The sequence below is a fragment of the Aeromonas sp. FDAARGOS 1410 genome, from assembly GCF_019048745.1.
GTDB lineage: Bacteria > Pseudomonadota > Gammaproteobacteria > Enterobacterales > Aeromonadaceae > Aeromonas > Aeromonas jandaei.
The window spans coordinates 1,781,978-1,806,997 of record NZ_CP077401.1 but is presented as its reverse complement, the minus strand read 5'-3'; the positions used below and the strand labels follow the sequence as shown (position 1 = coordinate 1,806,997).

The 25,020-nt window shown below is 60.6% G+C and carries 19 protein-coding genes; 11 read left to right on the top strand and 8 right to left on the bottom strand.

Annotated features, from left to right (window positions below; all coding sequences use genetic code 11):
- Nucleotides 1-195: 195 nt before the first annotated feature.
- The 3 genes from I6L40_RS08630 (at nt 196) to I6L40_RS08620 (ending at nt 3,802) form a co-directional block, all read left to right on the top strand.
- Complete coding sequence (locus I6L40_RS08630; RefSeq protein ID WP_216995414.1) at nt 196-1,539, top strand: APC family permease; 1,344 nt, start codon at nt 196-198, stop codon at nt 1,537-1,539.
- A 776-nt stretch (nt 1,540-2,315) separates the two neighbouring features.
- Nucleotides 2,316-2,456, top strand: a complete 141-nt coding sequence (locus tag I6L40_RS08625) for a hypothetical protein (protein ID WP_167334751.1) — start codon at nt 2,316-2,318, stop codon at nt 2,454-2,456.
- Nucleotides 2,456-3,802: an APC family permease gene (locus tag I6L40_RS08620; protein ID WP_041208258.1), complete on the top strand. Its 1,347-nt coding sequence runs from the start codon at nt 2,456-2,458 to the stop codon at nt 3,800-3,802. The genes I6L40_RS08625 and I6L40_RS08620 overlap by 1 nt, the downstream gene beginning before the upstream one ends.
- Before the next feature lie 93 nt (nt 3,803-3,895).
- On the opposite strand, the gene I6L40_RS08615 is transcribed toward I6L40_RS08620, so the two are convergent.
- A complete protein-coding gene (locus I6L40_RS08615) occupies nt 3,896-4,270 on the bottom strand; it encodes a hypothetical protein (RefSeq protein WP_225315422.1) in 375 nt (124 codons plus the stop codon).
- 250 nt (nt 4,271-4,520) lie between these two features.
- On the opposite strand from I6L40_RS08615, the gene I6L40_RS08610 reads away from it, so the two are divergent.
- On the top strand, nt 4,521-5,669 hold the full coding sequence (locus I6L40_RS08610; RefSeq protein ID WP_071912024.1) for a sodium:phosphate symporter: 1,149 nt from the start codon (nt 4,521-4,523) through the stop codon (nt 5,667-5,669).
- Nucleotides 5,670-5,841: 172 nt separating this feature from the next.
- A complete protein-coding gene (locus I6L40_RS08605) occupies nt 5,842-6,312 on the top strand; it encodes an FKBP-type peptidyl-prolyl cis-trans isomerase (RefSeq protein ID WP_033113327.1) in 471 nt (156 codons plus the stop codon).
- Between the two features lie 154 nt (nt 6,313-6,466).
- Here the strand turns inward: I6L40_RS08605 and rdgC are convergent, their stop codons facing one another.
- Nucleotides 6,467-7,378 carry a recombination-associated protein RdgC gene (gene rdgC / locus I6L40_RS08600; RefSeq protein WP_033113354.1) on the bottom strand — a complete coding sequence of 304 codons (912 nt, stop codon included), beginning with the start codon at nt 7,376-7,378 and terminating at the stop codon, nt 6,467-6,469.
- 180 nt (nt 7,379-7,558) lie between these two features.
- On the opposite strand from rdgC, the gene I6L40_RS08595 reads away from it, so the two are divergent.
- From I6L40_RS08595 to I6L40_RS08585, 3 genes are all read left to right on the top strand, one after another.
- Nucleotides 7,559-7,987: a GNAT family N-acetyltransferase gene (locus I6L40_RS08595; RefSeq protein ID WP_071912026.1), complete on the top strand. Its 429-nt coding sequence runs from the start codon at nt 7,559-7,561 to the stop codon at nt 7,985-7,987.
- A gap of 103 nt (nt 7,988-8,090) precedes the next feature.
- Nucleotides 8,091-9,317, top strand: coding sequence for an exonuclease SbcCD subunit D C-terminal domain-containing protein (locus tag I6L40_RS08590; protein WP_071912028.1), 1,227 nt, complete (start codon nt 8,091-8,093; stop codon nt 9,315-9,317).
- Nucleotides 9,314-13,066, top strand: coding sequence for an AAA family ATPase (locus I6L40_RS08585; protein ID WP_071912029.1), 3,753 nt, complete (start codon nt 9,314-9,316; stop codon nt 13,064-13,066). Before I6L40_RS08590 ends, I6L40_RS08585 begins: the two co-directional genes overlap by 4 nt.
- Before the next feature lie 65 nt (nt 13,067-13,131).
- Here I6L40_RS08585 and I6L40_RS08580 read toward each other — a convergent pair whose 3' ends face one another.
- On the bottom strand, nt 13,132-13,896 hold the full coding sequence (locus tag I6L40_RS08580) for a class III extradiol ring-cleavage dioxygenase (protein ID WP_071912032.1): 765 nt from the start codon (nt 13,894-13,896) through the stop codon (nt 13,132-13,134).
- 218 nt (nt 13,897-14,114) lie between these two features.
- Nucleotides 14,115-14,360: a hypothetical protein gene (locus I6L40_RS08575; protein WP_071912034.1), complete on the bottom strand. Its 246-nt coding sequence runs from the start codon at nt 14,358-14,360 to the stop codon at nt 14,115-14,117.
- A 308-nt stretch (nt 14,361-14,668) separates the two neighbouring features.
- Here I6L40_RS08575 and pykF point away from each other — a divergent pair, with 308 nt between their 5' ends.
- From pykF to I6L40_RS08560, 3 genes are all read left to right on the top strand, one after another.
- On the top strand, nt 14,669-16,081 hold the full coding sequence (gene pykF, locus I6L40_RS08570) for a pyruvate kinase PykF (protein ID WP_042033075.1): 1,413 nt from the start codon (nt 14,669-14,671) through the stop codon (nt 16,079-16,081).
- Nucleotides 16,082-16,231: 150 nt separating this feature from the next.
- A complete protein-coding gene (gene mscK / locus I6L40_RS08565; protein WP_071912036.1) occupies nt 16,232-19,567 on the top strand; it encodes a mechanosensitive channel MscK in 3,336 nt (1,111 codons plus the stop codon).
- Between the two features lie 405 nt (nt 19,568-19,972).
- Complete coding sequence (locus I6L40_RS08560) at nt 19,973-20,911, top strand: sensor domain-containing diguanylate cyclase (protein WP_071912038.1); 939 nt, start codon at nt 19,973-19,975, stop codon at nt 20,909-20,911.
- 104 nt (nt 20,912-21,015) lie between these two features.
- Here I6L40_RS08560 and crr read toward each other — a convergent pair whose 3' ends face one another.
- The 4 genes from crr to cysK all read right to left on the bottom strand — a co-directional run bounded on the left by crr (nt 21,016) and on the right by cysK (nt 25,008).
- Nucleotides 21,016-21,525: a PTS glucose transporter subunit IIA gene (gene crr, locus I6L40_RS08555; protein WP_005303134.1), complete on the bottom strand. Its 510-nt coding sequence runs from the start codon at nt 21,523-21,525 to the stop codon at nt 21,016-21,018.
- Between the two features lie 42 nt (nt 21,526-21,567).
- Nucleotides 21,568-23,295, bottom strand: a complete 1,728-nt coding sequence (ptsI, locus tag I6L40_RS08550; protein ID WP_041208245.1) for a phosphoenolpyruvate-protein phosphotransferase PtsI — start codon at nt 23,293-23,295, stop codon at nt 21,568-21,570.
- Nucleotides 23,296-23,339: 44 nt separating this feature from the next.
- Nucleotides 23,340-23,597: an HPr family phosphocarrier protein gene (locus I6L40_RS08545; RefSeq protein ID WP_005303128.1), complete on the bottom strand. Its 258-nt coding sequence runs from the start codon at nt 23,595-23,597 to the stop codon at nt 23,340-23,342.
- 442 nt (nt 23,598-24,039) lie between these two features.
- Entirely contained in the window at nt 24,040-25,008 is a 969-nt protein-coding gene (gene cysK, locus I6L40_RS08540; protein ID WP_005347490.1) for a cysteine synthase A, read from the bottom strand.
- Nucleotides 25,009-25,020: the final 12 nt, after the last annotated feature.

Here is a 25,020-nt window from a genome sequence, read left to right as displayed (position 1 = left end):
CACCCCCGGAAAAGATAGCGAGATTGGCAGCAATCTCCCGACACCACATTCAGTGAGGAACAACATGGGGCATCTCAATGCTTTCCGACCGGCTCTGCCCGGTGCGCGCCACCCCGGCGCCCTTGATTCCCGGGCCTCTTTCCCGGTTTCGTTGATGGAGTGTGCCGCCCCGGCACCGCGTGAGGAACAGGCATGATGAACGCCCAACCGGTTGGTCTGAAAAAGACCCTGAAACTGTGGCAGGTCGTGGTCATGGGTCTTGCCTACCTCACCCCCATGGCAGTGTTCGACACCTTCGGCATCGTTACCGAGATCACCGAAGGCCATGTCCCTACCGCCTACCTCTTTGCCCTGATCGGCATGCTGTTCACCGCCCTGAGCTACGGCCATCTGGTGCGCAAGTTCCCGTCGGCAGGCTCCGCCTATACCTATGCCCAGAAGGTGTTCCACCCCTATGTCGGCTTTATGGTGGGTTGGACCTCCCTGCTCGACTATATGTTCATGCCGATGATCAACATGCTGCTGGCCAAGATCTATCTGCAGGCGCTCTTCCCGAACGTAGAGCCCTGGACCTATATCTTCGGTCTGGCGGCGGTGATGACCGCCCTCAACCTGCGCGGCATCAAGCTGGTGGCCAACTTCAACAGCGTCATCGTCATCATGCAGTTCAGCATCATCGCCGTCTTTATCGGCCTGATCGCTTGGGGCGTGCACAATGGCGAAGGGCTGGGTACCGTGGCCAGCAGCCGGCCCTTCTTCTCCGAGCAGATCAACATCTCGCCGCTGCTGATGGGGGCCTCGATCCTCTGTCTGTCGTTCCTCGGCTTTGATGCCATCAGCACCCTGTCGGAAGAGACGCCGGACGCGGATCGGGTGATCCCGCGCGCCATCGTGTTGACGGCGCTGATCGGCGGTGTGCTGTTTGTCACCACCTCCTACTTCCTGCAGCTCTTCTTCCCGGACATCTCCCGCTTCCAGCATCCGGACGCGGTGCTGCCGGAGATCGCCCTCTATGTCGGTGGCAAGCTGTTCCAGGCGGTCGTGCTGGTCTGCACCACTGTGGCGGTACTCGCCTCCGGGCTCGCCTCCCACGCCGGCGTATCGCGCCTGCTCTACGTGATGGGGCGGGACCGCGCCCTGCCGAGCAGCTTCTTCTCCTATGTGCATCCGAAGTGGCAGACTCCGGCCTGCAATGTGCTGCTGGTCGGCCTGCTCGCCCTCTCCGCCGTTTCGTTCGATCTGGAGATGGCGCTGGCCCTGATCAACTTTGGCGCTCTGGTGGCCTTCACCTTCGTCAATCTGGCGGTGATTGCCCACTTCTATGTGAAGCTCGGCCGCAACAAGAGCCTCAAGGATCATCTGATCTATCTGCTGCTGCCGCTCTGTGGCGCCGCCTGTATCGGGGTGCTGTGGCTCAACCTTGAGCCCTCCTCCTTCGAGCTGGGGCTGATCTGGGCGGCGCTCGGTGCCATCTACCTCTTCCTGCGCCTGACGGTGTTCCGCATTCCGCTGCGCACCAGCGAGGAGATGGCGCAATAAGCCACCCGCGCGGATAAAACGATAAAGGAGCCTGCGGGCTCCTTTGTTTTTACTCTGTCATGCTGATTGTTTAGCGCGTTGCTCTTCGTTTTAACGCTTTGCGGTTGCTCTCCTTCACCGCGCTGGCGCTCCCTTGATCTGCTGTGCGTGATGCGGTTATGGCCGCCACCTTTTGATAGCCCCGCATGTTTTGCCATTGCGCTTTTTGCTGAAAATGTGACTGATTTCAAATCGGCACCCGCCACTATCGCCCTCCGTGACGTGGCACTGACCAGGCAAACCATTTAACTTAGTCATTTTTGTGACTAAACATGCAATCGCTATTTTCCCCCGCCAACCCCCTTATTCCCGCCAGCAACGCCTCCGGGAGGTTGGGCTACAGTCCGGGGGACGGCGGCAAATATGATCAGGATCAATCTTGAGGCGCAATGCGCCCTGCAGGGACAATCAGGACAAATTTCGCACAACAGAAAAATAGTGCTCCGCCCCCCCTCTATGCCCCCGTAAAGAGGGGGGCGGCACGGGGTCGGCCACAGGGGGCGAGTGACCACTTACCTTCGCTGCGCTTATGCAAAAAAATGCGATATTGAGCCGATTATTGCTTGTCAAGGGGGAATCCCGAATGCACAATACGCCGCCAATAAAGGACCGATGTTCACTGCGACATCGGTTTTTGTATTTTGAAGAGCAGTGCAAACCCACTACAAGAGGCCGGAAACGTTCCGGAAGTGATACCCGAGATTGCCAACAATCTCCCGACGTTAATGAGGAAAAACATGGGGCGTTTCAATGCTTTCCTGCCGGCTAATACCGGTTTGCGCCTCCCCGGCGCCTTTGATCTGCAGGCCTGCGAATCCACCGCAATCCTGTACTCGTTGCAAGCACGTGCTGCGGCACTGATTGAGGAGAAAGCGTAATGGCATCTCAAGGCGCCAAGCTGCTCAAAACCCTGACCCTGACCCAAGTGATCGTCATGGGTTTGGCCTACCTGACCCCCATGGCTGTATTCGATACCTTCGCCATCGTCGGTGACATCACCGAAGGCCGGGTCGCCACTGCCTATCTGCTGGCCCTCGGCGGCATCCTGCTGACTGCCTTCAGCTACGGCCATCTGGTGCGCAAGTTCCCCTCTGCGGGCTCTGCCTATACCTACGCCCAGAAAGTGTTCAACCCCTACATCGGTTTCATGGTCGGCTGGTCCTCCCTGCTCGACTACATGTTCATGCCGATGATCAACATCCTGCTGGCCAAGATCTACCTGACTGCCATGTTCCCGGGTGTCGAGCCCTGGGTCTTCATCTTCGGTCTGGTGACCGTGATGACCTTCCTCAACCTGCGCGGCATCAACCTGGTGGCCAACTTCAATGGCCTCATCGTGGTGATCCAGCTGGCCATCATCACCATCTTCATCGGTCTGATGGCATGGGGTATCTACCACGGTGAAGGCGCCGGCACCCTGATGAGCAGCCGTCCGTTCCACTTCGAGTCAGCACAGCTGGTACCGCTCTTCACCGGTGCAACCATCCTCTGCTTCTCGTTCCTGGGCTTTGACGGGCTGAGCTCTCTCTCCGAAGAGACCCCTAACGCCGGCAAGGTGATCCCCAAGGCGATCGTGCTGACAGCCCTTATCGGCGGCATCATCTTCGTGGTGGTCTCCTACTGCCTGCAGCTCTACTTCCCGAGCCTCTCCCGCTTCCAGCATCCGGATGCGGTACTGCCGGAGATCGCCCTCTACGTCGGCGGCACCTTCTTCCAGTCAGTGGTACTGGTCTGCACCACGGTCGCGGTACTGGCCTCCGGCATGGCGGCTCACGCCGGTGTGTCGCGCATCCTCTACGTGATGGGTCGTGACCACATGATCCCGGAGCGGGTATTTGGGTACATCCACCCGAAATACCGCACTCCGGCCATCAACGTGCTGATGGTCGGTGCGCTGGCTCTCTCCGCCGTGTCGTTTGATCTGGATACCGCGCTGGCGCTGGTCAACTTCGGTGCGCTGGTGGCATTCAGCTTCGTCAACCTGTCGGTGATCGGTCAGTTCTGGGTGCGCGAGAAGCGCAACAAGACCCTCAAGGACCACATCGTCTATCTGCTGATGCCGCTGCTCGGTGCCGCCACCATCGGCGCCCTCTGGATCAACCTGGAGCAGAGCTCCCTCGAGCTTGGCCTGATCTGGGCTGGCCTCGGCGTGACCTATCTGTTCTTGCGTCTGGCGGTGTTCCGTATCCCGTTCCGTCAGTACGAAGAGGCGGCCGACGCCTGATCGCCTGCGGATAGCGCATAACAAAAGGGGAGCCATGGCTCCCCTTTTTGCTGCCGGTCTGTTGCCGGTCACACGGGCTTGGGCCCGGTCTGCTTACTGCTTATCCAGCACGGCGGTCGCCGCAGCCTTGAGCGGATCGCGAGCGATGGTCTTGGCATCCTGTTCCGCCTTGTGCAGCTGCTGGTTTGCCTTGTCCATCTTCTGCTGCATACCGTTACCGCTCTCCTTGAGGTCGGCGCGCTTCTCGCCCAGCAGGTCGGTGCGGCCTTTTTGCACCTCGGCTTTCACCTTCTCTTTCTCCTGCTTCACCAGCTTGCTGGTATCACAGTTGCCCTTGACCCCCAGTGTGGCGTTCACCGCTTCGTTTTTGAGGGCCTTGTCGAGGTTGCAATCTGTTTTCAACAGGCTGGCCTGTGCCCCTGCCGAGAGCAGCCCCAGCGACAGAGAGAGGATCCATGCACGCATCATCTTGTTTACTCCTGCTTGCCAATAAAGGGGCGCAGTGTAGCGATCACCTCCCAGCTGGCAAGGCGGCAGTGCCTTCGTCCCCCCCTTTTGCCACCCCAGAGCCAACCGGCTCGGTCAGCGCTTGTCGCCGCAGCTTGTCGTCATAAAAACATCATCGAAATGTCACGTTGTCATATTTCTGTCATTAACCACTGATTAAATGCGCGGGTCATCAACAACCCAAGACGGCACGGCCGTCCCAAGAGGCTTTATGCAACAGAGTGACTCCCAACAGCAGCAGTCAGCGACCCGCGCCCTGTTCAACTGGATGAGTGTCATCGCCCTGGTTTACCTGATCCTGGTAGCCGTCGGCGCAGTCTCCCACGGTTTCAAAGGTTTCTCCGGCGGCGCCGAGGGCGCAGCCCAGATCTTCGCGTTTGCCAACAACCCCTTCGTCGCCCTGCTGCTCGGCATCCTGGCGACCGCGCTGGTACAATCCTCCAGCACTGTGACCTCGGTCATCGTCGGTCTGGTTGCCGGCGGCCTGCCCATCGGCATGGCCATCCCCATGGTCATGGGTGCCAACCTCGGCACTACCATCACCAACACCATCGTTTCGCTGGGCCATGTCCGCGACCGTACCGAATTCCGCCGCGCCTTCGCCGCCGCCACCGTACACGACTTCTTCAACCTGCTGGCCGTGGTCATCTTCCTGCCGCTGGAGCTGATGTTCGGTCTGCTGCAACATAGCGCCGAATGGCTGGCCAACATGCTGGTGGGCTCTGCCAACATGTCGATGAAGGGCATGGATTTCATGAAGCCGCTGACCGCACCGGCCCAGCAGCTGATCGACAGTGCCGTATCCTTCCTGCCGGGCAAGGGTGCCGCCATCGCCACCATCGTCATCGGTATCCTGCTGATCCTGGCCAGCGTCACTTATCTGGGCAAAGTGCTGCAGAAGGTGCTGGTTGGCCGCGCCAAAGAGGTACTGCACAAGGCATTGGGCCGTGGCCCGCTGAGCGGCATCACCTCCGGTGCGCTGGTGACCATCATGGTGCAGTCCTCTTCCACCACCACCAGCCTGATGATCCCGCTGGCCGGCGGCGGTGTGTTCAGCACTCGCCAGCTCTACCCCTTCACTCTGGGCGCCAATATCGGTACCACCATCACCGCCCTGCTGGCTGCCACCGCCATCAGCGGAGCCGGTGCCCAGCTGGCCCTGACCATTGCGCTGGTCCACGTGTTGTTCAACGTCTTCGCCGTGGTGTTCATCTATGGCCTGCCGTTCCTGCGTGACCTGCCGGTGCGCGCCGCCGAGGGCTTGGCCCGGGTAGGCAGCGAGAACAAGCTGCTGGCACTCGGTTATGTGGCGGGTCTCTTCTTCGCCCTGCCAGCTCTGATGATGGTGGCCGCCAAGTAAGCGCTGCCGCCATAAAAAGGGGCGAGTCACCGACTCGCCCCTTTTTACGTCTGCGCCACCCTGCTTTGCCTGCCCGCTCACATCCTCCCGCCCTGTGGCTCGCCATCAGGGGCGGTGCGCGATAAGATGGCCCCTCATTGCACTCTTTGTCTTTCTTGGAATAGGAAAACCGATGAAATTCATACTGATCGCGCTGCTGGTTGCCGGTGTCGCCTACTACTTCTACTCCAGCAGCAACAACAAGAAGCTGGCCGAAGATAATGTTCGCAAGGGGGCCGAGTTCCTCGCCAGCAACAAGGAGAAACCGCTGGTGACCACCACCGCCTCCGGCCTGCAGTACGAAGTGCTGACTCCGGGCACCGGCACCGTTCACCCGACTGCCACCAGCAAGGTGAAGGTGCACTACGAGGGCAAGCTGCTGGACGGCACCGTCTTTGACAGCTCGGTCGCCCGTGGCGAGCCCATCGAGTTTGGCCTCAATCAGGTGATCAAGGGGTGGACTGAAGGAGTTCAGCTGATGGTGGAAGGGGAGAAGACCCGCTTCTATATCCCGGCCAACCTCGCCTACGGTGACCGCGCCGCCGGCAAAATTCCGCCGGGATCCGTGCTGATCTTTGATGTGGAGCTGCTGGGTATCAAATAATCCCCTGTGGCGAACCCCCACGCCCGAGCTGAGCTTCGACGTCTAGGAGAGGGCCGACCACCAGTCGGCCCTCTCTGTTCGGGATTGCCTCCGGCCATCAGCGCCCATAAAAAAACCGCCCTCGGGCGGTTTTTTGCAATCAGGCTGAATCAGTTCAGATGGACTGCTCTTCGCCACCCAGGGCGGCAAACAGCGCCGGGATAAACTGGGAGAGCTCGGCGGTCACCAGCGCGAAGTCGGCATCCAGACGGGCGGCCGGATCTTCGCTGGTCACATCGTCGTTCTGCTCGCGCAGCTCTTCGCTGAACTTCAGGCGCTTGATGGAGAGATCATCCCCCAGCACGAAGCTGACGGTCTCGCCCCAGTTGAGAGCCAGCTTGGTCACCAGCTTGTCGTTGGCCAGGTGGTTTTTGATTTCATCCGTCATCAGATCCTGCTGCTTGCAGCGGATGATGCCACCATGCTCCATGGCACTGCGCAGCTCGGCTTCATCTTCAAGGGTGAAGGAGGCAGGCAGATTGCCCTCGTTCAGCCACTCGGTCATGGTGATTTCGGGCGGGTTCTTGAGGGCCACCGGCACTACCGGCAGGGAGCCGATGGATTTGCGCAACAGAGCCAGCAGGTCGTCCGCCTTCTTGGCAGAGCCCGCATCCACCACCATCAGGTTGTCGGCCGGATTGATCCAGGCGAAGGTCTGGCTGGTACGGCTGAAGGCACGCGGCAGCAGGGTGTGGAGGATCTCCTCTTTCAGCGCTTCCTTCTCTTTCTTCTTGAGGGCGCGGCCCTGCTCGAACTCGATCGCCTCTACTTTCTCCGCCAGCATCTCCTTGACCACGGTACCGGGCAGCATCTTCTCCTCCTTGCGGGCGCAGATGAGGATATGGCCGGAGGCGCTGTGGGTCAGGGTTGAGCCGAATTTGCCAAGGGGCTTGACCCACCCGAACCGGGAGATGTCCTGACTACCGCAAGGGGTGAAGGCACAGGCCTCCAGCTGGGTTTCCAGCTGCTCAACGGTCAGGTCGAAGGGGCGGGTAAAGCGATAAATCTGCAGGTTTTTAAACCACATGGCGTCCTCGGTCTCGATAGATTGTCCGGCGGGCATTGTACTAGAGCGGCGCTTTGTGATCAGCCAATCATTCTTGCTAAATAAAGGGCGATCGACTTCACAGGGTGCCATACCGGTTACCGGAACTGTCATCAAGTTCCCCTAGACTGCGAAGGTGAAGTTGTTAACAAGGATGAAGATATGTTGCGGCCCAGTCGCCCCGAAGACATGGACGAGATCGTCGAAATCTGGTTGCTGGCCTCCCTGCAGGCCCACGATTTCGTCGATGCCTCCTGCTGGTGGCAGGCTCAGGAGGATCTGCGCACCCGCTACCTCGATCACGCCTACATCTGGGTGTTCGAGGAGCGCGGCGACCTGCTCGGATTTATGGCGCTGGTAGACAACTACCTTGCCGCCCTCTTTGTGCGCCCCGACCGACAGGGACGCGGCGTCGGCCATGCCCTCTTGCAGGAGGCCAAGCGTCAGGGTGCGTCGCTCCACGCCAGAGTCTTCGTGGAAAACTCTCAGGCGGTGCGCTTCTACCGCCGCCACGGCTTTGTCATCGAGGCAGAGGAGTCCGATCCCCTTACCGGCCACCCCCAGTACAAGATGTGCTGCGAACCCGCATGAACTGACGGCAGCCCCTTGTTTTACTTGAAAAAAGCACGGGGCATCCTCATCTTGTCACCATCGGGTGCCACCGGCACCGTCCCAGGATCCGGGTTGCTTTCTCATGAAAATCCTCCATACCGCCGACTGGCATCTTGGCCATCAACTCCATGGTCACGACCGCCGTTTCGAACACGATGCCTTCCTCGACTGGCTGACCGACACCCTCAAGGCGCGCGAGATCGACGCCCTGCTGGTAGCGGGCGATCTGTTTGATACCGCCAATCCGCCCGCCAGCGCCTGGCAGCAGCTCTACCGCTTTCTGGCGCGGCTGCGCGCCGAGCTGCCTCACCTCAACATGGTGCTGATCGGCGGCAACCACGACTCCCCCTCCAAGCTGGATGCCCCCCACGAGCTGTTGCGGGCCTTTGACCTGCATCTGGTAGGCAGCATCAGCCGCGACAGTGAGGGCAAACTCGACACCGACCGTCTGCTGGTACCGCTGCAAGACCGGGAGGGCAAGATTGCCGCCTGGTGCGCCGCCGTGCCGTTCCTGCGCAGCAGCGACTTGCGGGTGGAGCAGTTGGCAGAGGGGCAGGACAGGTTGATCGAAGGGGTACGCCAAATCTACGCCGAGGTGCTGGCCGAAGGGCGCTCCCGCTGCGGCGAGGATCTGCCGCTCATCGCCATGGGCCACGCCTATCTGGCGGCGGGCCAGCTCTCCGAGCTTTCAGAGCGGCGGGTGCTCGGCGGCAACCAGCACGCCCTGCCTGCCGAACTCTTTGCCGGTGCCGACTACACCGCCCTCGGTCACCTCCATCTGGCCCAGAGCCCGGCCGAGGGGGTGCACTACAGCGGCTCGCCGCTGCCGCTTTCGCTCGCCGAAGCCAACTACAACCATCAGGTGCTGGAAGTGACCTTTGCAGAGGGCAAACTGGCCGGGCTGGAGCGAATCCCGGTGCCCCGCGCAGTGGAGATGATCCGCCTGCCCCAGAGCCCTCTCGACGAGGCACTCGAAGCCATCGAGGCACTGACGCTCCCCCCTTGTCCACAAGAGGCACAGCCCTTCCTCGAAGTGCGGCTGCTGCTGCCCAAGCCAGAAGCCCGCATTCGCGAGCGGATTCTCGCTACCATCGCCGACAAACCGGTGCGGCTGGCCCGTATCAGCACCCAATATCAGGGCTCTGGCGAAGGACTGGCCGATGGTCGCGAGCGGCGCAGGCTGGATGAGCTCTCCCCCACCGAGGTGTTTCGCCTCTGCTATCAGCGCCAGTTCGAGGGGGAACCCGAGGCACAGCTGGTCGCCTCGTTTGAAGAGATCCTGGAGCAGGTGAAGGAGTCAAACCAATGAAAATCTTGTCTCTGTCTGGTGAGAATCTGGCCAGTCTGACCGGCACCTTCACCATCGACTTTACCCGCGGGGCACTCGGTGCCGCAGGATTGTTTGCCATCACCGGCAATACCGGCGCCGGCAAGAGCACACTGCTCGACGCCATTTGTCTCGCCCTCTACGACGAGATGCCGCGCTTTATCGCCAATCGCAAGAACGTGGCCGAAGTGGGCCGCATGGATGACGAGGAGAAGCTCAAGGCCAACGACGTGCGCGGCATCCTCAGTCGCGGTCACGCCAGCGGCTTTGCCGAGGTGCAATTTCGTGGCTGCGATGGCCGCATCTGGCTGGCCCGCTGGGCGGTGCGCCGTGCCCGCAACCGCGCCGAGGGGCGCTTTCAGGCGCAGGAGCGCACCCTGACCGATGTCGAGTCGGGGCAAGTTTTCAGTGGCAGCAAGCGGGAGCTGCAGGATCGCATCGATGAACTGGTGGGGCTCTCCTGGGAGCAGTTCCGCCGTGCGGTGATCCTGCCGCAGGGGGAGTTTGCCGCCTTCCTCAAATCGGACGCCAACGAGCGCTCCGCCCTGCTCGAACGGATGACCGGCACCGAGCTCTACTCCGCCATCTCCATCCAGACCTATGAGCGGGCGCGGGAGGAGCAGCAGAAGATGGCCGCCATCACCCAGCGCCTCGGCGACGTGGCGCTGATGGACGAGGCGACCCGCGAGCAGTGGGTAAGCCGGCAGGTGAGCCTCGCCACCACCCTCAAGCATGAACAGCAACAGCAGCAGCTGATGCAGGATCTGCGTGACCTCAACGGTCGCATCGCCACCCAGCAGCAAGGTTGCAGCGAGGGTGAAGCCGCGCTGGAGGCCGCTCTGCAGGCCCACGGCGCCGCCGCTCCCGAGCGCGAGGAGTTCGCCCGCGCCGAGCAGGCACAGGTGGCCCGCGCCGATCACGACGAGCTGGCCCGCCTCACTCTTGAGGTGCAGCAGCAGGAGAAGGTGATCGCCGAGCTGGGGCCGGAGCTGGCCAAACTCGAGGAGCAGACCCAGCAGAGCGCCCTCACCGAACAGCAGCTGCTGGCAGAGAAGATCGCCGCCGAGCGCGAATGGGGCGCCCTGCAACCCGAACTCAAGCGGGCGCAGGAGCTGGACACCCGCATTCGGGAAAAGCAGCAGCAGTTACAGAAGATCCAGCAGGAGGGAACCCAGGAGCGGGAAGTGCAGCTCACCCTCGAGCAGGGGTGGCGCGAACAGAGTCAGCAGGTGGAACAGCTCAGGCGCCAGCACCAGCAGTGGAGCCTCTGGCTGGAAGAGAACAAGGAGCTGGCACCGGTCGCCCGCCAGTGGCAGCCCCTGCTCACCGCCATGCAGGATTGGGCCGGGGATGCCGACAAGCTGCAGCAACTGCTCACCCTGCGCGATCACAAGCTGCGCGCCCTGCAGCAGCTGCAACGCCAGCTGGAACAGGGCCAGCAGGAGCGCGACTACTGGCAACATGAACAGACGCGGCTACAACAGCAACAGAACGAGCTGCAGGAGCAGCAGTGGGAGAGCCGCCTCGCCAAAGCGCAGGAGCAGTGGCAGCAACAGACCGAACAGCTGGGCCAGCTGCGCCAGCTGCTGGAGCTGGCCGACTATGGCCGCAATCACGGCGAGCAGCATACCCGCTTGCAACAGGAGATTGCCCAGCTGGAGCAGGCGCTCGGCAAACTCGCCACCCTTGGCGACGAGCTGGCGCCAGCCCGCGAGCGGCTCGCCCTGCAGCGGGACGAGGCGCGCCACGCGCTGGAGCAGTCCCGGGCAGTGGCCACGTTCGAGCAGTATCGCCATATCCTGAGCGATGGCACCCCATGCCCGCTCTGCGGCGCCGAGGAGCACCCCTACAGCCAGAGCCAGCCGCAGGTGGCGGGTATTCTCGGTCAACTGGCGGAGCGGGCCCGCAGCCTCGAACTGGAGTGGGAACGGCTCAACCACCAATACATTCAGTGCGAGAGCGAGCGTCAGGAGCTGGCTCGCCAGCTGGCAGTGCGCCAGCAGCACCTGCCGGAGCTGGAGGCGCGCGCCGAACAGCTGACCCAGCGCTGGCTGCAGCTGGGAGGCGATACCCTGCTGGGCCATCCGCTGCCGCTGCGCCAGAGCCCCATCGAGTGGAACGAACTGATGAGCACCCTGCTCGGCCACGGCCAGACGCTGGAGCAGGGACTGGCCCACAGCCAGCAGCTGCTGCGTCAGGCCCAGCTAGGCCAGCAGCAGTTGCAGGGGGTGCGTCAGCAGCTGAGCCAGCTGGGCGCCCAGCACCAGCAGTTCGAGCAGCAGTGGCAGGAGGCCGACCGTCATCGCATCGCGCTGGAAGGGGAAGTGAAGGCAATGGGCGAACAGGAAGCGACCCTGCGCCAGCGCCTCGAACAGGGGGGCAACCGTCTCGATGAACAGATGGCTGGCCAACCCTGGCGCCAGTGGCTCGGCAGCCAGCAGTGGCGCGAGTGGCAGCGGGCCTGCGAGGCCTGGCTGCATGGCCAGAGCGAGTGGGAGCGGCTGGCCAGCGAGATCGCCAGCCTCACCCCGGCCCTGAGTGCCCAGGAAACGCGCCTGCAGACCCAGCGCGAACTGTTGCACAAGCTGGAGCGGGACTACAAGGAGCACGAGCAGCAGCGGCAGGGACTGCTCACCAGCCGCGCCGCCTGTCTGGGTGGCGAGGAGATCGCACTGGTCGAGAATCGCTGGCAGCAACGACTGCAGCAGCTCGCCAGCGAACTGGAGGCGATGCAACAGAGTGCCCGCACCCTGCGCGAGCGGCAGACCGAGCTCAAGACCCGCCTCAGCCATGTGGAGCAGGAGAAGCAGGTGAGCAGCCGCCGCAAACGGGAGGTGCTGGGTCGCTGGGCTGCCCACGCCAGTACCCTCGGCATCGTCGAATATGACCTGCGCCGCCTGCTGGCCATCAGCCCCGATGAGCTCAAGGCGCGCCGCGCCGCCCTGCAAGGGCTGGAGGATGCGGTTGGCGAGGCGCGCACCCGCCTTGCCGAGCGGCAGCGGGCGCTGGCGCTGGAGGAGAGCAAGCGCGAACGCTATCGCGAGCATCACCCCGAGCTGGCTGCCCTGCCGCAGGAGGAGCTGCTGCTGCGGCTCACGGCGCTGGAAACCCACTGCCGCGAGCTAGACGAGCAACTGTTCGAGTGCAAGAGCACGCTGGCGCAAGCCGAAGCGGCCGCCCTCAAGGCGGGCAGCCTGCAGCAGGAGCTGGCCGCCCAGCAGGCGGTGGCCGACCACTGGCAGCAGCTGTGCGATCTGATCGGGCAGGCCAACGGCGCCAAGTTCCGCACCTTCGCCCAGAGCCTCACCCTCGAACGTCTGTTGCTGGAGGCCAACGCCCAGCTCGCCGAGCTCTCGCCGCGCTACCGGCTGGAGCGGGTGCCCGGCACCGATCTGGCGCTGCAGGTGGTGGATCTCGATATGGGGGACGAGGTGCGCTCGGTGGACTCCCTCTCCGGCGGCGAGAGTTTTCTGGTGTCGCTGGCACTGGCGCTGGCCCTCTCCAGCCTCTCGTCGCGGCAGACCCAGGTCGAATCGCTGTTTATCGACGAGGGGTTCGGCACGCTCGATCCGGACAGTCTGGATCTGGCGCTCGCCAGCCTCGACTCCCTGCAGGCCGCCGGCCGCCAGATCGGGGTCATCTCCCACGTCCAGACCCTGGTGGAGCGGATTGGCGTACAAGTCAGGGTGGAAGCCCTCGGTGGCGGCGAAAGCCGGGTTATCGTCCCCTGACCATAGCCAATCCCCAAAACGACAAGAGCCCGCCAATTGGCGGGCTCTTGTTTGCACGGCGCTCGTTAATCGAAGCGGTAGGCCCCCATGTAGAGGCTGCCGCCATCCCAGCTCTCGTGCAGCAGGGTCGGTGCCTTGCCCTGCGCGGCCCCCAGCGCCACAAAGAGCGGGCGCAGGTGATCGTCGTGGGGATGGGACTCCACCGCTCCGGGGGCCAGCCGACGGTAATCGAGCAATGCCTCTCGCTCCCCTGCCGCCATCGCCCCTTCCAGCCAGTCGACAAACTGGCTCGCCCAGCGCGGCACCGGCGACCCCTCGGGCCCCAAGGCCCGCAGGTTGTGGGTGATGGCGCCGGAGGCGAGGATACCAATCCCCTGACTGCGCAATTCGGCAAGTGCCTCCCCCAGCTGCCAGAGCTGGGTCGGGGTGAAGCTGGCAGGGATGGAGATCTGCACCAGCGGGATCTCGCTGTCCGGGTCGATCAGGGAGAGCGGTGACCAGACCCCGTGGTCCAGTTCGCGCCGCACCGGGGTAGTTGCCAGCCCCGCCAGCGTCAGCTGATCGCCCACCGCCTGCTGTAACCATTCAGGGCTGCTGGCTGGCCAGCGCATCCGGTAGAGCGGCTCGGGGAAACCATAGAAGTCGTACATCAGCGCCGGTTTGGGCTCGACGTTGATCTGCAGCTCGCGACTGAACCAGTGAGCGGAGATGACCACCAATCCCTTGAGCTCCCCCAGCCGCAGGGTGCTCAGAAATCGGGTGGCAGGTTGATCACGCAACACCAGATCCGGTGCGCCGTGGGAGATAAACCAGACGGGGGCGAGGGACATAACAGTGACTCCAGCAAGGGTTTGGATGGCGATTTTTGCCGCGAGGCAACGCCGCTGAATTCATTATCAGCCCGCCTCAACGGGTTAACAATCAGGCTGAATGGATAAGCACTATCAACCCATCATTGATAATCAGGCACCCAGCCCAACCATTGTCAAAAGAGATCAACCCGTCTGGTTAACCCGTTTTGCGGTTGCCCCCGCAACCTGATGACCGTTCAATGCCTCTCGCCGGAAAGGGCTACGCGGGTCGCCGCCCCCTGCGCCAGCCACTCCTGCAACAGCAATCGCTCTGCGGCCACCTCTGCCGAGACCGGTGCCGCTCCTTCGGCCAAGTGTTTGCCGGTAAAGGCTGAGCGCCAGTGGTGATTGCCCGGCCAGCTGGCGTCAGGCATGGCATGGGCCAGCAGCAGTGCCCCCGCCAGCAAAAGCAGGACCGGGCCACCCCATGGGCTGTTTTCCATCTGTTTCCCCTTCACAAGCGCGCCAATGGGCTAACATCTTTGCGCAAGCTGGTGACAAGACGGTGACAGTGAGCAGGTGGTCATTTTACAACATCTGAACCTTCTCTCCGCCAATAAGACACAGATGGCAACATTTGTCGTCAATCAGCTCAGACCAGTGGATGCATGCTCTAAAAAGTGACCAACAGGAAAACGTTATCCCTGAAAAGAAAACGTTATCTGGTCAAAACGTTGTTTCTGGATCATAAAAAGAATCCAAAAACTGGTGTATATTGCTCGGCGGAAACTCCTTAACCATGAAGACTGACATGAAAAAGACCAAAATCGTCTGCACCATCGGTCCCAAGACCGAATCCAAAGAAATGCTGGCAAAAATGCTGGACGCCGGCATGAACGTCATGCGCCTGAACTTCTCTCACGGTGATTACGAAGAGCACGGCACCCGTATCCGCAACCTGCGCGAAGTGATGGCCGAGACCGGCAAGCGCGCAGCTATCCTGCTGGATACCAAGGGTCCGGAAATCCGTACCATGAAGCTGGAAGGTGGCAATGACGTCGCACTGGTTGCTGGCCAGACCTTCACCTTCACCACCGACCAGACCGTGGTTGGCAACAAAGACAAAGTGGCCGTGACCTATGCAGGTTTCGCCAACGACCTGCGCGTCGGCAACCGCATCCTGGTTGACGACGGCCTGATCGGTCTGGACGTCATCGAAATCACCGAGCGCGAAGTTGTTTGTAAAGTACTGAACAACGGCGATCTGGGCGAGAACAAGGGCGTCAACCTGCCGGGCGTCTCCATCAAGCTGCCGGCCCTGGCCGAGAAAGACAAGCGCGACCTGATCTTCGGCTGCGAGCAGAGCGTTGATTTCGTTGCTGCTTCCTTCATCCGCAAGAAAGAAGACGTGCTGGAAATCCGTGAGCACCTGAAAGCCCACGGTGGCGAGAACATCCAGATCATCTCCAAGATCGAAAACCAGGAAGGTCTGGACAACTTCGACGAAATCCTGGCTGTGTCCGACGGCATCATGGTTGCTCGTGGCGACATGGGTGTCGAGATCCCGGTTGAAGAGGTTATCTTCGCCCAGAAGATGATCATCGCCAAGTGCAACAAGGCCCGCAAAGTGGTTATCACTGCCACCCAGATGCTGGACTCCATGATCAAGAACCCGCGTCCGACCCGCGCCGAAGCCGGCGACGTGGCCAACGCCATCCTGGACGGTACCGACGCAGTCATGCTGTCCGGTGAGTCCGCCAAGGGTAAGTACCCGCTGGAAGCCGTGACCATCATGGCCACCATCTGCGAGCGTACCGATGCCGTGATGCCGTCCAACCTGTCTGCTTCTAACGACAGCAACAAGCTGCGCATCACCGAAGCCGTATGTAAAGGCGCGGTAGAGACCTCCGAGAAGCTGGACGCCCCGCTGATCGTGGTTGCCACCGAAGGCGGCAAGTCTGCCAAGGCTATCCGCAAGTACTTCCCGAAAGCCTGGATCCTGGCGATCACCACCAACAAGAAGACCGCTGCCCAGCTGGTTCTGACCAAGGGTGTGGTTGCTCACGTGGTTGACAGCATCGCCTCTACCGACGATTTCTATCGCATCGGTAAAGAAGCCGCGCTGGAAATCGGCATGGGCCAGAAAGGTGACGTGGTTGTGATGGTCTCCGGTGCTCTGGTACCGAGCGGCACCACCAACACCGCTTCTGTTCACGTTCTTTAATCGGAACTGAACAAGCTGAAAACGGCGCCTGCGGGCGCCGTTTTTTTTATCCCTCCCCCCTGCTTACCAACGGATGCCGGTGTTAGAATCCCCGCGGATTTAATCCAGGTGGGAAATTTCCCAATTACCGCGCAATAACCCGGAAGTTATATGCAATCAACACCCTTCAAGAGAGCATCGGCCATCCTGTTGCCGCTGCTCTGCCTACTCGTCAGCCTCTGCGGTGCCCCGCAAGCCATGGCGCAGGATGTTCCATCCCGCGCTTCCGTCCAGCGGGCGCTGGACAATCTGGGCAAATCCGAGACCCTGACCGTCAGCCAGCAGGCCGACCAGAAGTTTCTGACTGAAACCCTCACCCTGCTCGACAGCATCGACAAGGAGGAGGCGAAAGCCAAGGCGCAGGCCCAGCGCATTCGCAATCTGCCGGGTGAGCTGCGCGACATCAGCGCCAAGCTCAACGACCTGACCCAGGGCAAGAGCCCGGAGCAGATCAAGAGCGAATACGCCAGCATGAGTCTGGCCGAGCTCGACAACCGCCAGCCCGATGTGCTGGCCAACATGCAGGCCGCCCAGGAGGCGCTCGGCGCCATCGGCAGCCAGCTCACCAACCTGCAGACCCTGCCGGAGCGCGCCCAGAGCAGCATGAGCCGCGCCTACCAGCGCAGTCAGGAGATCCGCAGCCGCCTTAATGCCGGCGAGAGCGTCAGCAGCGCCGAGAAGATGAAGCTCAATACCGAGCTGGCACTGCTCGACCTGCAACTTTCCCAGCTGCAAAAGGATCTGGACAACCGTACCAGCATGCAGGATCTGGCGGTCAAACAGCGCGACTACCAGAACGCCCGCCTCACCAGTGAAGAGCAGAAGCTGCAACTGCTGCAGGAGCAGAGCAGCGCCAAGCGCCTCGGCGACACCGAGAAAACCGCCGAGCAGACCGGCGAGCTGGTAGCGACCGAAGACAGCCCGCTGGTACAAAAAGAGCAGGTTCTCAACCACCAGCTCAGCCAGCAACTCATCAGCGCCACCACCAACCTCAACTCGCTGGTCCAGAAAAACCTGCAGGCCAAGAGCTGGCTGGAGCGCGGCACCCAGACCGAGCGCAACCTCAACGAACAGGTGCAGATGCTCAAGGGCAATCTGCTGCTGTCACGCATCCTCTATCAGCTCTATCAACAGCTGGAAGCGGCGCCCACCATCGCCGTGAAAAACCTGGAAGAGCAGATCGCCGATCTGCATCTGGCCCAGTTCGAGCTGAGTCAGCAGCGTGACCAGCTGTTCCAGAAGAACCTCTATCTGGATAACCTGATCGCGAGCAGCAAGGAGCCGGTCAGCGATGAAGACAAGGAGAGCCTGGCCAAACTCATCGATACCCGCATCAACCTGCTCGATCAGCTCAACCGCCAGCTCGACAGCCAGCTCACCAACGCCATCAGCCTGCAGCTGACCCAGCAGCAGCTGGCGCGGGTCTATGCCTCTATCGAATTTACCCTGCAACAGCACATCTTCTGGGTAAGCAGCAACAAACCGATCGACTTCAAGTGGTTTATCAGCTGGCCCGCCCAGGCCTACAAACAGGCCTCCGACTGGGTGCTAAAACCGGACTGGAGCCAGTGGCGCGAAGAGCTGCTGGGGATCTCCCTGCTCGCCTTCCCGCTGCTGCTGATCGGCGGCCTGCTGATGTGGAAGCGTCCGGCACTGGCCGAACGCCAGAAAAAGATTGCCAAGGATCTGGGCCGCTTCCGTCAGGACAGCCAGTGGCACACCCCGCGCGCACTCTTCTTTACCCTGTTGCAGCGCCTGCCGGGCAGCCTGTTCATTCTGGCGGGCGGCCTGCTGCTCACCTACTGTGGTCTGCTGAGCCCCAAGCTCATCTTCCAGATCACTCTGAACCTGGCCCTCAGCTATCTGGTCTTCAGCATCTACATGGCGGTGATGCGCCCGGGCGGACTCGGTGAATCCCACTTCCGCATCCCGCGCGCCGAGTTGCAGGCCAAGCGCAACAGCATGCGCTACCTCTGGTTGCCGCTGCTGCCCCTCATCATGCTGTCGACCAAGGCGGTGGTAGAACCCTCCTCTCTGGGCAACGACGTGATTGGTCAGGCTCTCACCCTGATCCTGCTGGCGCTGGCCGCCTATCTGGTGTTTCCCATCTCCCGCGCCCGCATCAAGGGCGAGGCGAGCATGGCCCAGACCATGACTGCCATTGCGCTGGCCCTGGCCCCGGTGGCGCTGATCGTGCTGGCGGTACTCGGCTACTACTACACCGCGCTCAAGCTCACCGGTCGCCTGATCGAATCCTTCTATCTGCTGATCATCTGGAGCCTGGTCTACCGCACCGCCCTGCGCGGGCTGGAGCTGGCGGCCCGTCGTCTGGCCTACCGCCGCGCGGTGGCCAAACGTGAGCACAAATCTTCGGAAGATGCGGAAGGTGGCGAGTCCATCGAAGAGCAGCCGATGGATCTGGAGGATGTCAGCCAGCAGTCCCTGCGTCTGACCCGTACCGTGCTGATGCTGATCTTCGGCGTCGCCTTCTACTGGCTCTGGTCCGATCTGGTCGCGGTATTCTCCTATCTCGACAGCATGGTGCTGTGGCACCGCACTGAAGGCACCGGTGCCAATGCCGTGCTCTTCCCCATCAGCCTGAGTGACGTGCTGATCGGCCTCCTGATGCTCGGTGGCGCCTGGTCGCTGGCACGCAACCTGCCGGGCTTGCTGGAGGTGCTGGTGCTCTCCAAGCTCAATCTGGCTCAGGGGACGGCCTACGCCATCACCACCATGCTCAACTACGTACTGATCGGCTTCGGCTCCCTCACCGCCCTCTCCATGATGGGCGTGCAGTGGGACAAGCTGCAGTGGGTAGCGGGTGGTCTGTCAGTCGGTATCGGTTTTGGCATGAAGGAGATCCTCTCCAACTTCGTCTCCGGCATCATCATCCTGTTCGAGCGTCCGGTGCGGATCGGTGACACCGTCACCATCGGCTCCTTCTCGGGTACCGTCTCGCGGATCCGCATTCGCGCCACCACCCTGACCGACTTCGACCGCAAAGAGGTGATCATCCCCAACCAGCAGCTGATGACCGAGCGGCTGATCAACTGGTCGCTGAGTGACACCGTGACCCGGGTCATCGTGCGGGTAGGCGTGGCATACGGTTCCGATCTGGAGCTGACCCGCACCCTGCTCAAACAGGCGGCGGACGAGAACAGCCGCGTGCTGAAAGACCCGGCGCCCATCGTCTACTTCCTCACCTTCGGTGCCAGCACCCTGGATCACGAGCTGCGCTTCTTCGTGAGCGAGCTGGGGGATCGCAACCCGGCGGTGGACGAGTTGAACCGCAAGATCGACCAGCTGTTCCGCGAGAACGGCATCGAGATCGCCTTCAACCAGATGGATGTCTACATCAAGAACATGCAGGGGGAGGAGCAGAAGGTCGAATCCAACTCCGGCGCCCTGCCGCCACCTCCCGCTGACGAGGGCAAACAGCCCGCTTAAGGGAAGAGAAACCAGCAAAGCCGCTCACCTGTGTGAGCGGCTTTTTTATTGCGTTCACATGATCGGTCAGCGGATCGGAGAAGGCTCGGCAAGCCCTGGGGAGGTGGCCACCCGGCAAGTGTTGCCCTCTGTGGCGCCAGAATACCGTTATTTTATAAACAAAATTGTTTATAAAATAAGCCGCTAAACGCGTTGAATCATTGCCGCAAGCCGCTCTGGTGACATCGGCAGACACCCAGCGACCCCCTCCGAACCGGTGCAACATGCTGCTCCAGCCCCCTTTTCCCCTGCTTTCAGATGAGACGATAGCTCTCCCCCGCCGCGCCCCAGAAATCCATTTACCACCTGCGCTGGCTAACCTATGTTAGAGAAAGTGACAAAAGGATCAGGGAGCACCACGTGACGATGGAAGAGAGAGAACTGCAGCAGATCCTGTTTCGTTCCTTTGACGTGATACCGCTCCCCATTCTGGTGTCAGAATCGGTGGCGCGCCGCGAGGGTCTGCCCGATACCGGTGACAGCATCCCTGTGCGTCGCCATCGCTTTCTCAACCGCGCCTTTCGCGAGCAGCTCGGGTATGACCTGGCCGATCTGCCCGATATGGCCAGCTGGTTCCGCCTCGCCTATCCGGATGCAACCTACCGCAGCGCGATCATTCAGGCCTGGCACACCGAGGTAGAGCGCTCTTTGCAAGAGGGGCGAGAAGTGGCGGAGATGCCCGCCCTGATCCGCTGCAAGAATGGCCAGCACCGCTGGTTCGTGGTAACGGCCCAGCTGGGGGCCGATGCCATCCCGAATGGCCATATCGTCACCTTCCGCGACATTCACGACCTGCAGTGCATGGTGGAAGAGGTGAGCCGCCTCTCCTGTACCGACCCCCTCACCGAGCTGTGCAACCGTCGTGGTGCCGAGCAGCAGCTGCAATCCCACCGGATGCAGGGCGATGCCTTTGCCCTGGTGCTGGGCGATATCGACCACTTCAAGCAGATCAACGACCGCTACGGTCACCCTGCGGGGGATGCGGCGCTCTGCGCCGTTGCCGAAACCATGACAGAACTGCTGCAACCGGGGGAGTGCCTGGCCCGCTGGGGCGGCGAGGAGTTTCTGCTGATCTTGCCGGATCACACGCTGGAGCAGGCCACCTGCCGGGCCGAACGGCTGCGCCAGCAGGTCAGCGAGCTGATCATGCCATGGCAGGGACAGAGTATCACTCTCACCATCAGCCTTGGCTGCGCCGCTACCCGGGGCGATCAGAGCATCGACTACCTGCTGATGATGGCGGATCGGGCACTTTACCTCGCCAAGGAGCAGGGGCGTAACCGGGTGGTGGTCGCGAAAGAGTAAGGGAGGAGAGGAAAGGGGTTCTGGACCGGATCGCAGCCATAAAAAAACCGAAGCACAAGGCTTCGGTTTTTTGTTGCAGTAACAGGCGCTTGGCCTGTCACGGCTTATTTCTTGATGCGGATCACCGGGGTCTCGCCCACAGTCACGGCACCAGTCATCTTCACCAGCTCTTTGATCTCGTCCATGTTGGAGATGACCACCGGAGTCAGGGTAGACTTGGCTTTCGCTTCCAGAACGGCCAAATCGAACTCGATGATGGTGTCGCCACGCTTGACCTGCTGGCCTTCCTGAGCGATACGCTTGAAGCCTTCGCCTTTCAGCTCAACGGTGTCGATACCGAAGTGAACGAACAGCTCGATGCCAGAGTCAGATTCCAGAGAGAACGCGTGGTTGGTCTCGAAAATCTTGCCGATGGTACCGTCGCACGGAGCAACCATCTTGTTGCCAGCCGGCTTGATGGCGATACCGTCACCAACGATTTTCTCGGCGAAGACGACATCAGGCACATCTTCGATCGGCACGATTTCGCCAGACAGCGGAGCAAAGATTTCGATGCCACCGGTGTCAGAGCTATCGTCGGAAACCAGTTTCTTCAGTTTGTCGAACAGACCCATATAAAGCTCCTAGAGATGATTTTTCGCTGTTTGCAGCCGATCTTAGCAGACTGCCTTCTGCTTAATAAAGTTATCTACGCATGCTTCGATTTCAGCAGCGGTGGCAAAGCTCAGTGCTTGATCAGCCATTGCCTTCACATCTTCGAAGTTGGTGTTGCGGATAAGCTTCTTGATACGCGGTACAGAGATGGCGCTCATGGAGAACTCATCCAGACCCATACCCAGCAGCAGCAGGGTGGCACGCTCGTCACCAGCCAGTTCACCACACATACCGGTCCACTTGCCTTCGGCATGGGATGCATCGATAACCATCTTGATCAGGGTCAGGACGGAGGGTGACAGCGGGTTGTACATCGCGGAGATCATCTCGTTACCACGGTCGACAGCCAGGGTGTACTGGGTCAGGTCGTTGGTACCGATACTGAAGAAATCCACTTCCTTGGCAAGATGATGAGCCATGACGGCAGCAGCCGGGGTCTCGATCATGATACCCACTTCGATGGATTCATCAAAGGCTTTGCCTTCGGCGCGCAGTTCAGCTTTCAGCGTCTCTACGGTAGCTTTCAGGCTACGGAACTCTTCGACAGAGATGATCATCGGGAACATGATGCGCAGTTTGCCAAAGGCAGACGCACGCAGAATGGCCCGCAGCTGAGCGTGCATGATGTCTTCGCGGTCGAAGAAAATACGCACTGCACGCCAGCCCAGGAAGGGGTTCATCTCTTTCGGGAAATTCATGTACGGCAGCTCTTTGTCGCCGCCAATGTCCATGGTACGCACGATGATCGGCTGATCCGGCATCGCTTCGGCCACTTCTTTGTAGGCTTTGAACTGCTCGTCTTCGGTAGGCAGCGCGTCACGGTCCATGAACAGGAACTCGGTACGGTACAGACCCACGCCTTCGGCGCCATTGCGGATGGCACCTTCGGTATCCTTGACGGTACCGATGTTGGCACACACTTCGACCTGATGACCATCCAGAGTGATGGCAGGCAGATCTTTCAGCTTGGCGAGCTCGTCTTTCTCAGCCTGATAACGGGCCTGAGTCTCTTTGAACTGGGTCAGCTCGGCTTCGCTCGGGTTGATCACAACTTTGTTGTTGATGGCGTCGAGCAGGATCATCTCACCGTTCTTGACGCGATCGGTGATGTCGTTGGTGCCCACGATGGCCGGCAGCTCCAGAGAGCGGGCCATGATGGAGGTGTGGGAGGTACGGCCACCGATGTCGGTAACGAAACCCAGCACATATTTCAGGTTGATCTGAGCAGTTTCGGACGGGGTCAGGTCTTTGGCGACCAGGATCACCTCTTCGTCGATGGTGCTCAGGTTGACAACGGCGATGCCCAGTACGTTCTTGACCAGACGGGTACCGATGTCACGGAAGTCGGTTGCGCGCTCGCGCAGATAGGGGTCGTCCAGCTCGGCCATCATCTTGGCGTACTGTTCGATCACCTCGTAGATGGCTTTGTCGGCGGATGCCTTGTTATCTTTGATGAAGGATTTGATATCCCCTTCCAGCTCTTCATCTTCGAGCAACATGATGTGGCCTTCGAAGATGGCCTCTTTTTCTTCGCCGAAGGTGCGACCGGCCATCTCTTTGATGGCTTCCAGCTGTGCAGCTGACTTGGTGCGGGCTTCGAGGAAGCGGTTGATCTCGGCATCAATCTGGTCAGCAGAGATCTTGCCCTGATTGATAACGATTTCATCTTCTTTCAGAAGAAGCGCCTTACCGAATGCGATACCGGGGGACGCAAGAATGCCAGATATCATAATCCTTCCTATTAAAACGACTGTGGGGGAGGAGTAAAGCTGGATTACTCCAGCTCGTCCATCAGGGCAACCAGCTTCTCAACGGCTTTCTGAGCGTCCGGGCCGTCGGCCTGGATGGTCACGTTGGTGCCTTTGGTCAGACCCAGAGTCTGCAGCTTGAACAGGCTCTTGGCGCTGGCGGATTTGCCACCGGAGACCACAGTGATCTCGCTTTGGAATTCTTTGGCTTCTTTCACGAACTGAGCTGCCGGACGGGTGTGCAGGCCGTTTTCAGCAGTAATAACAACAGACTTCTCGTACATGGTTTCACCCCATATTATTGATATTTTTTAGTGAGCTGGTCGCTTTTCAGACAACCTGACCCACCGTGTCAGTATGGATATGTTGTAAAGTAACGAAAGCAGACCCGCAATGGTTTAATCCAGGTCAATTTTCTGTGCAGTATTTCGGTGTCTTGGTCGGGATTTTTCCGTTATTGGGCTACAAGCCGCATCAGGACTGGCCTGAAATTATTTTATAACGAAAAATAACACTTTGTTACTTTGTGATACCTGACCATCAGACACCGCGTGACGCCGCACAGGATATGAGATTTATCACAGAATGTCTGCTTTTTTTCTCGCTCCGGAGCTTGTTATTTTACCCCAAAAAATAAGGGCCCGACTGGCGCTGGGCGATGCAGAGTCTAGCCCATAAAGAAACGGCGCTCCTGGGAGCGCCGTCTGGTCAGTGCAATCTTGTGGTTTACTGCTGCAGTTCTTGCTCGCTGAATACGCCAGCAAACAGGGCACTGGAGAGGTAGCGCTCCGCGGCGCTCGGCAGGATGACGACTATCGTTTTTCCTTCAAACTCCGGCAGCTCGGCCAGACGGCTGGCAGCCACCACAGCAGCACCGGAGCTGATACCTGCCAGGATCCCCTCCTCCTCCATCAGGCGGCGAGCCATCTCGATAGCTTCGTCACTGGTCACCTGCTCGACACGGTCAATCAGGGAGAGGTCGAGGTTGCCCGGAATAAAGCCGGCACCAATACCCTGGATCTTGTGGGGGCCCGGTTTGATCTCTTCACCGGCCAGCTTCTGGCTGATGACCGGCGACTCGGCAGGCTCAACGGCGACAGAGACCACCGCCTTGCCCTGAGTCTTTTTCAGGTAGCGGGAGACACCGGTAATGGTGCCACCGGTACCGACCCCCGCTACGAACACATCCACCTCACCGTCAGTGGCATCCCAAATCTCGGGGCCTGTGGTCTTTTCGTGGATCTCCGGGTTGGCCGGGTTTTCAAACTGTTGCAACAACACATACTTGCCCGGCTCGGACTCGAGGATCTCGTTGGCCTTGGCAATGGCCCCTTTCATGCCAAGCGGTCCTTCGGTCAGCACCAGATTGGCACCGAGCGCCTTGAGCAGCTTGCGGCGCTCCAGGCTCATGGTGGCCGGCATGGTCAGGGTAATGGGATAGCCGCGAGCAGCCGCGACAAAGGCCAGAGCAATACCCGTGTTGCCGCTGGTGGGCTCAATGATCTCCTTCCCCTTGGTCAGGATGCCGCGCTTCTCGGCATCCCAGATCAGGTTGGCACCGATACGGCACTTGACGCTGAAGCTGGGGTTGCGGCTCTCGATCTTGGCCAGCACGCGACCTTTGGTAACACGGTTGAGACGAACCAGCGGGGTATGACCGATAGTCTGGCTGTTGTCCTCAAAAATTTTGCTCATGGCGCTATCCCT

Coding starts and splice junctions, on each gene's coding strand:
- I6L40_RS08615 (WP_225315422.1), bottom strand. CDS start 4,270: ATGATGCGTGCATGGATCCTCTCTCTGTCGCTGGGGCTGCTCTCGGCA.
- I6L40_RS08545 (WP_005303128.1), bottom strand. CDS start 23,597: ATGTACGAGAAGTCTGTTGTTATTACTGCTGAAAACGGCCTGCACACC.
- I6L40_RS08580 (WP_071912032.1), bottom strand. CDS start 13,896: ATGTCCCTCGCCCCCGTCTGGTTTATCTCCCACGGCGCACCGGATCTG.
- I6L40_RS08595 (WP_071912026.1), top strand. CDS start 7,559: ATGTTGCGGCCCAGTCGCCCCGAAGACATGGACGAGATCGTCGAAATC.
- I6L40_RS08630 (WP_216995414.1), top strand. CDS start 196: ATGAACGCCCAACCGGTTGGTCTGAAAAAGACCCTGAAACTGTGGCAG.
- I6L40_RS08620 (WP_041208258.1), top strand. CDS start 2,456: ATGGCATCTCAAGGCGCCAAGCTGCTCAAAACCCTGACCCTGACCCAA.
- I6L40_RS08605 (WP_033113327.1), top strand. CDS start 5,842: ATGAAATTCATACTGATCGCGCTGCTGGTTGCCGGTGTCGCCTACTAC.
- I6L40_RS08625 (WP_167334751.1), top strand. CDS start 2,316: ATGGGGCGTTTCAATGCTTTCCTGCCGGCTAATACCGGTTTGCGCCTC.
- I6L40_RS08610 (WP_071912024.1), top strand. CDS start 4,521: ATGCAACAGAGTGACTCCCAACAGCAGCAGTCAGCGACCCGCGCCCTG.
- cysK (WP_005347490.1), bottom strand. CDS start 25,008: ATGAGCAAAATTTTTGAGGACAACAGCCAGACTATCGGTCATACCCCG.
- I6L40_RS08560 (WP_071912038.1), top strand. CDS start 19,973: ATGGAAGAGAGAGAACTGCAGCAGATCCTGTTTCGTTCCTTTGACGTG.
- I6L40_RS08585 (WP_071912029.1), top strand. CDS start 9,314: ATGAAAATCTTGTCTCTGTCTGGTGAGAATCTGGCCAGTCTGACCGGC.
- pykF (WP_042033075.1), top strand. CDS start 14,669: ATGAAAAAGACCAAAATCGTCTGCACCATCGGTCCCAAGACCGAATCC.
- crr (WP_005303134.1), bottom strand. CDS start 21,525: ATGGGTCTGTTCGACAAACTGAAGAAACTGGTTTCCGACGATAGCTCT.
- ptsI (WP_041208245.1), bottom strand. CDS start 23,295: ATGATATCTGGCATTCTTGCGTCCCCCGGTATCGCATTCGGTAAGGCG.
- I6L40_RS08575 (WP_071912034.1), bottom strand. CDS start 14,360: ATGGAAAACAGCCCATGGGGTGGCCCGGTCCTGCTTTTGCTGGCGGGG.
- mscK (WP_071912036.1), top strand. CDS start 16,232: ATGCAATCAACACCCTTCAAGAGAGCATCGGCCATCCTGTTGCCGCTG.
- I6L40_RS08590 (WP_071912028.1), top strand. CDS start 8,091: ATGAAAATCCTCCATACCGCCGACTGGCATCTTGGCCATCAACTCCAT.
- rdgC (WP_033113354.1), bottom strand. CDS start 7,378: ATGTGGTTTAAAAACCTGCAGATTTATCGCTTTACCCGCCCCTTCGAC.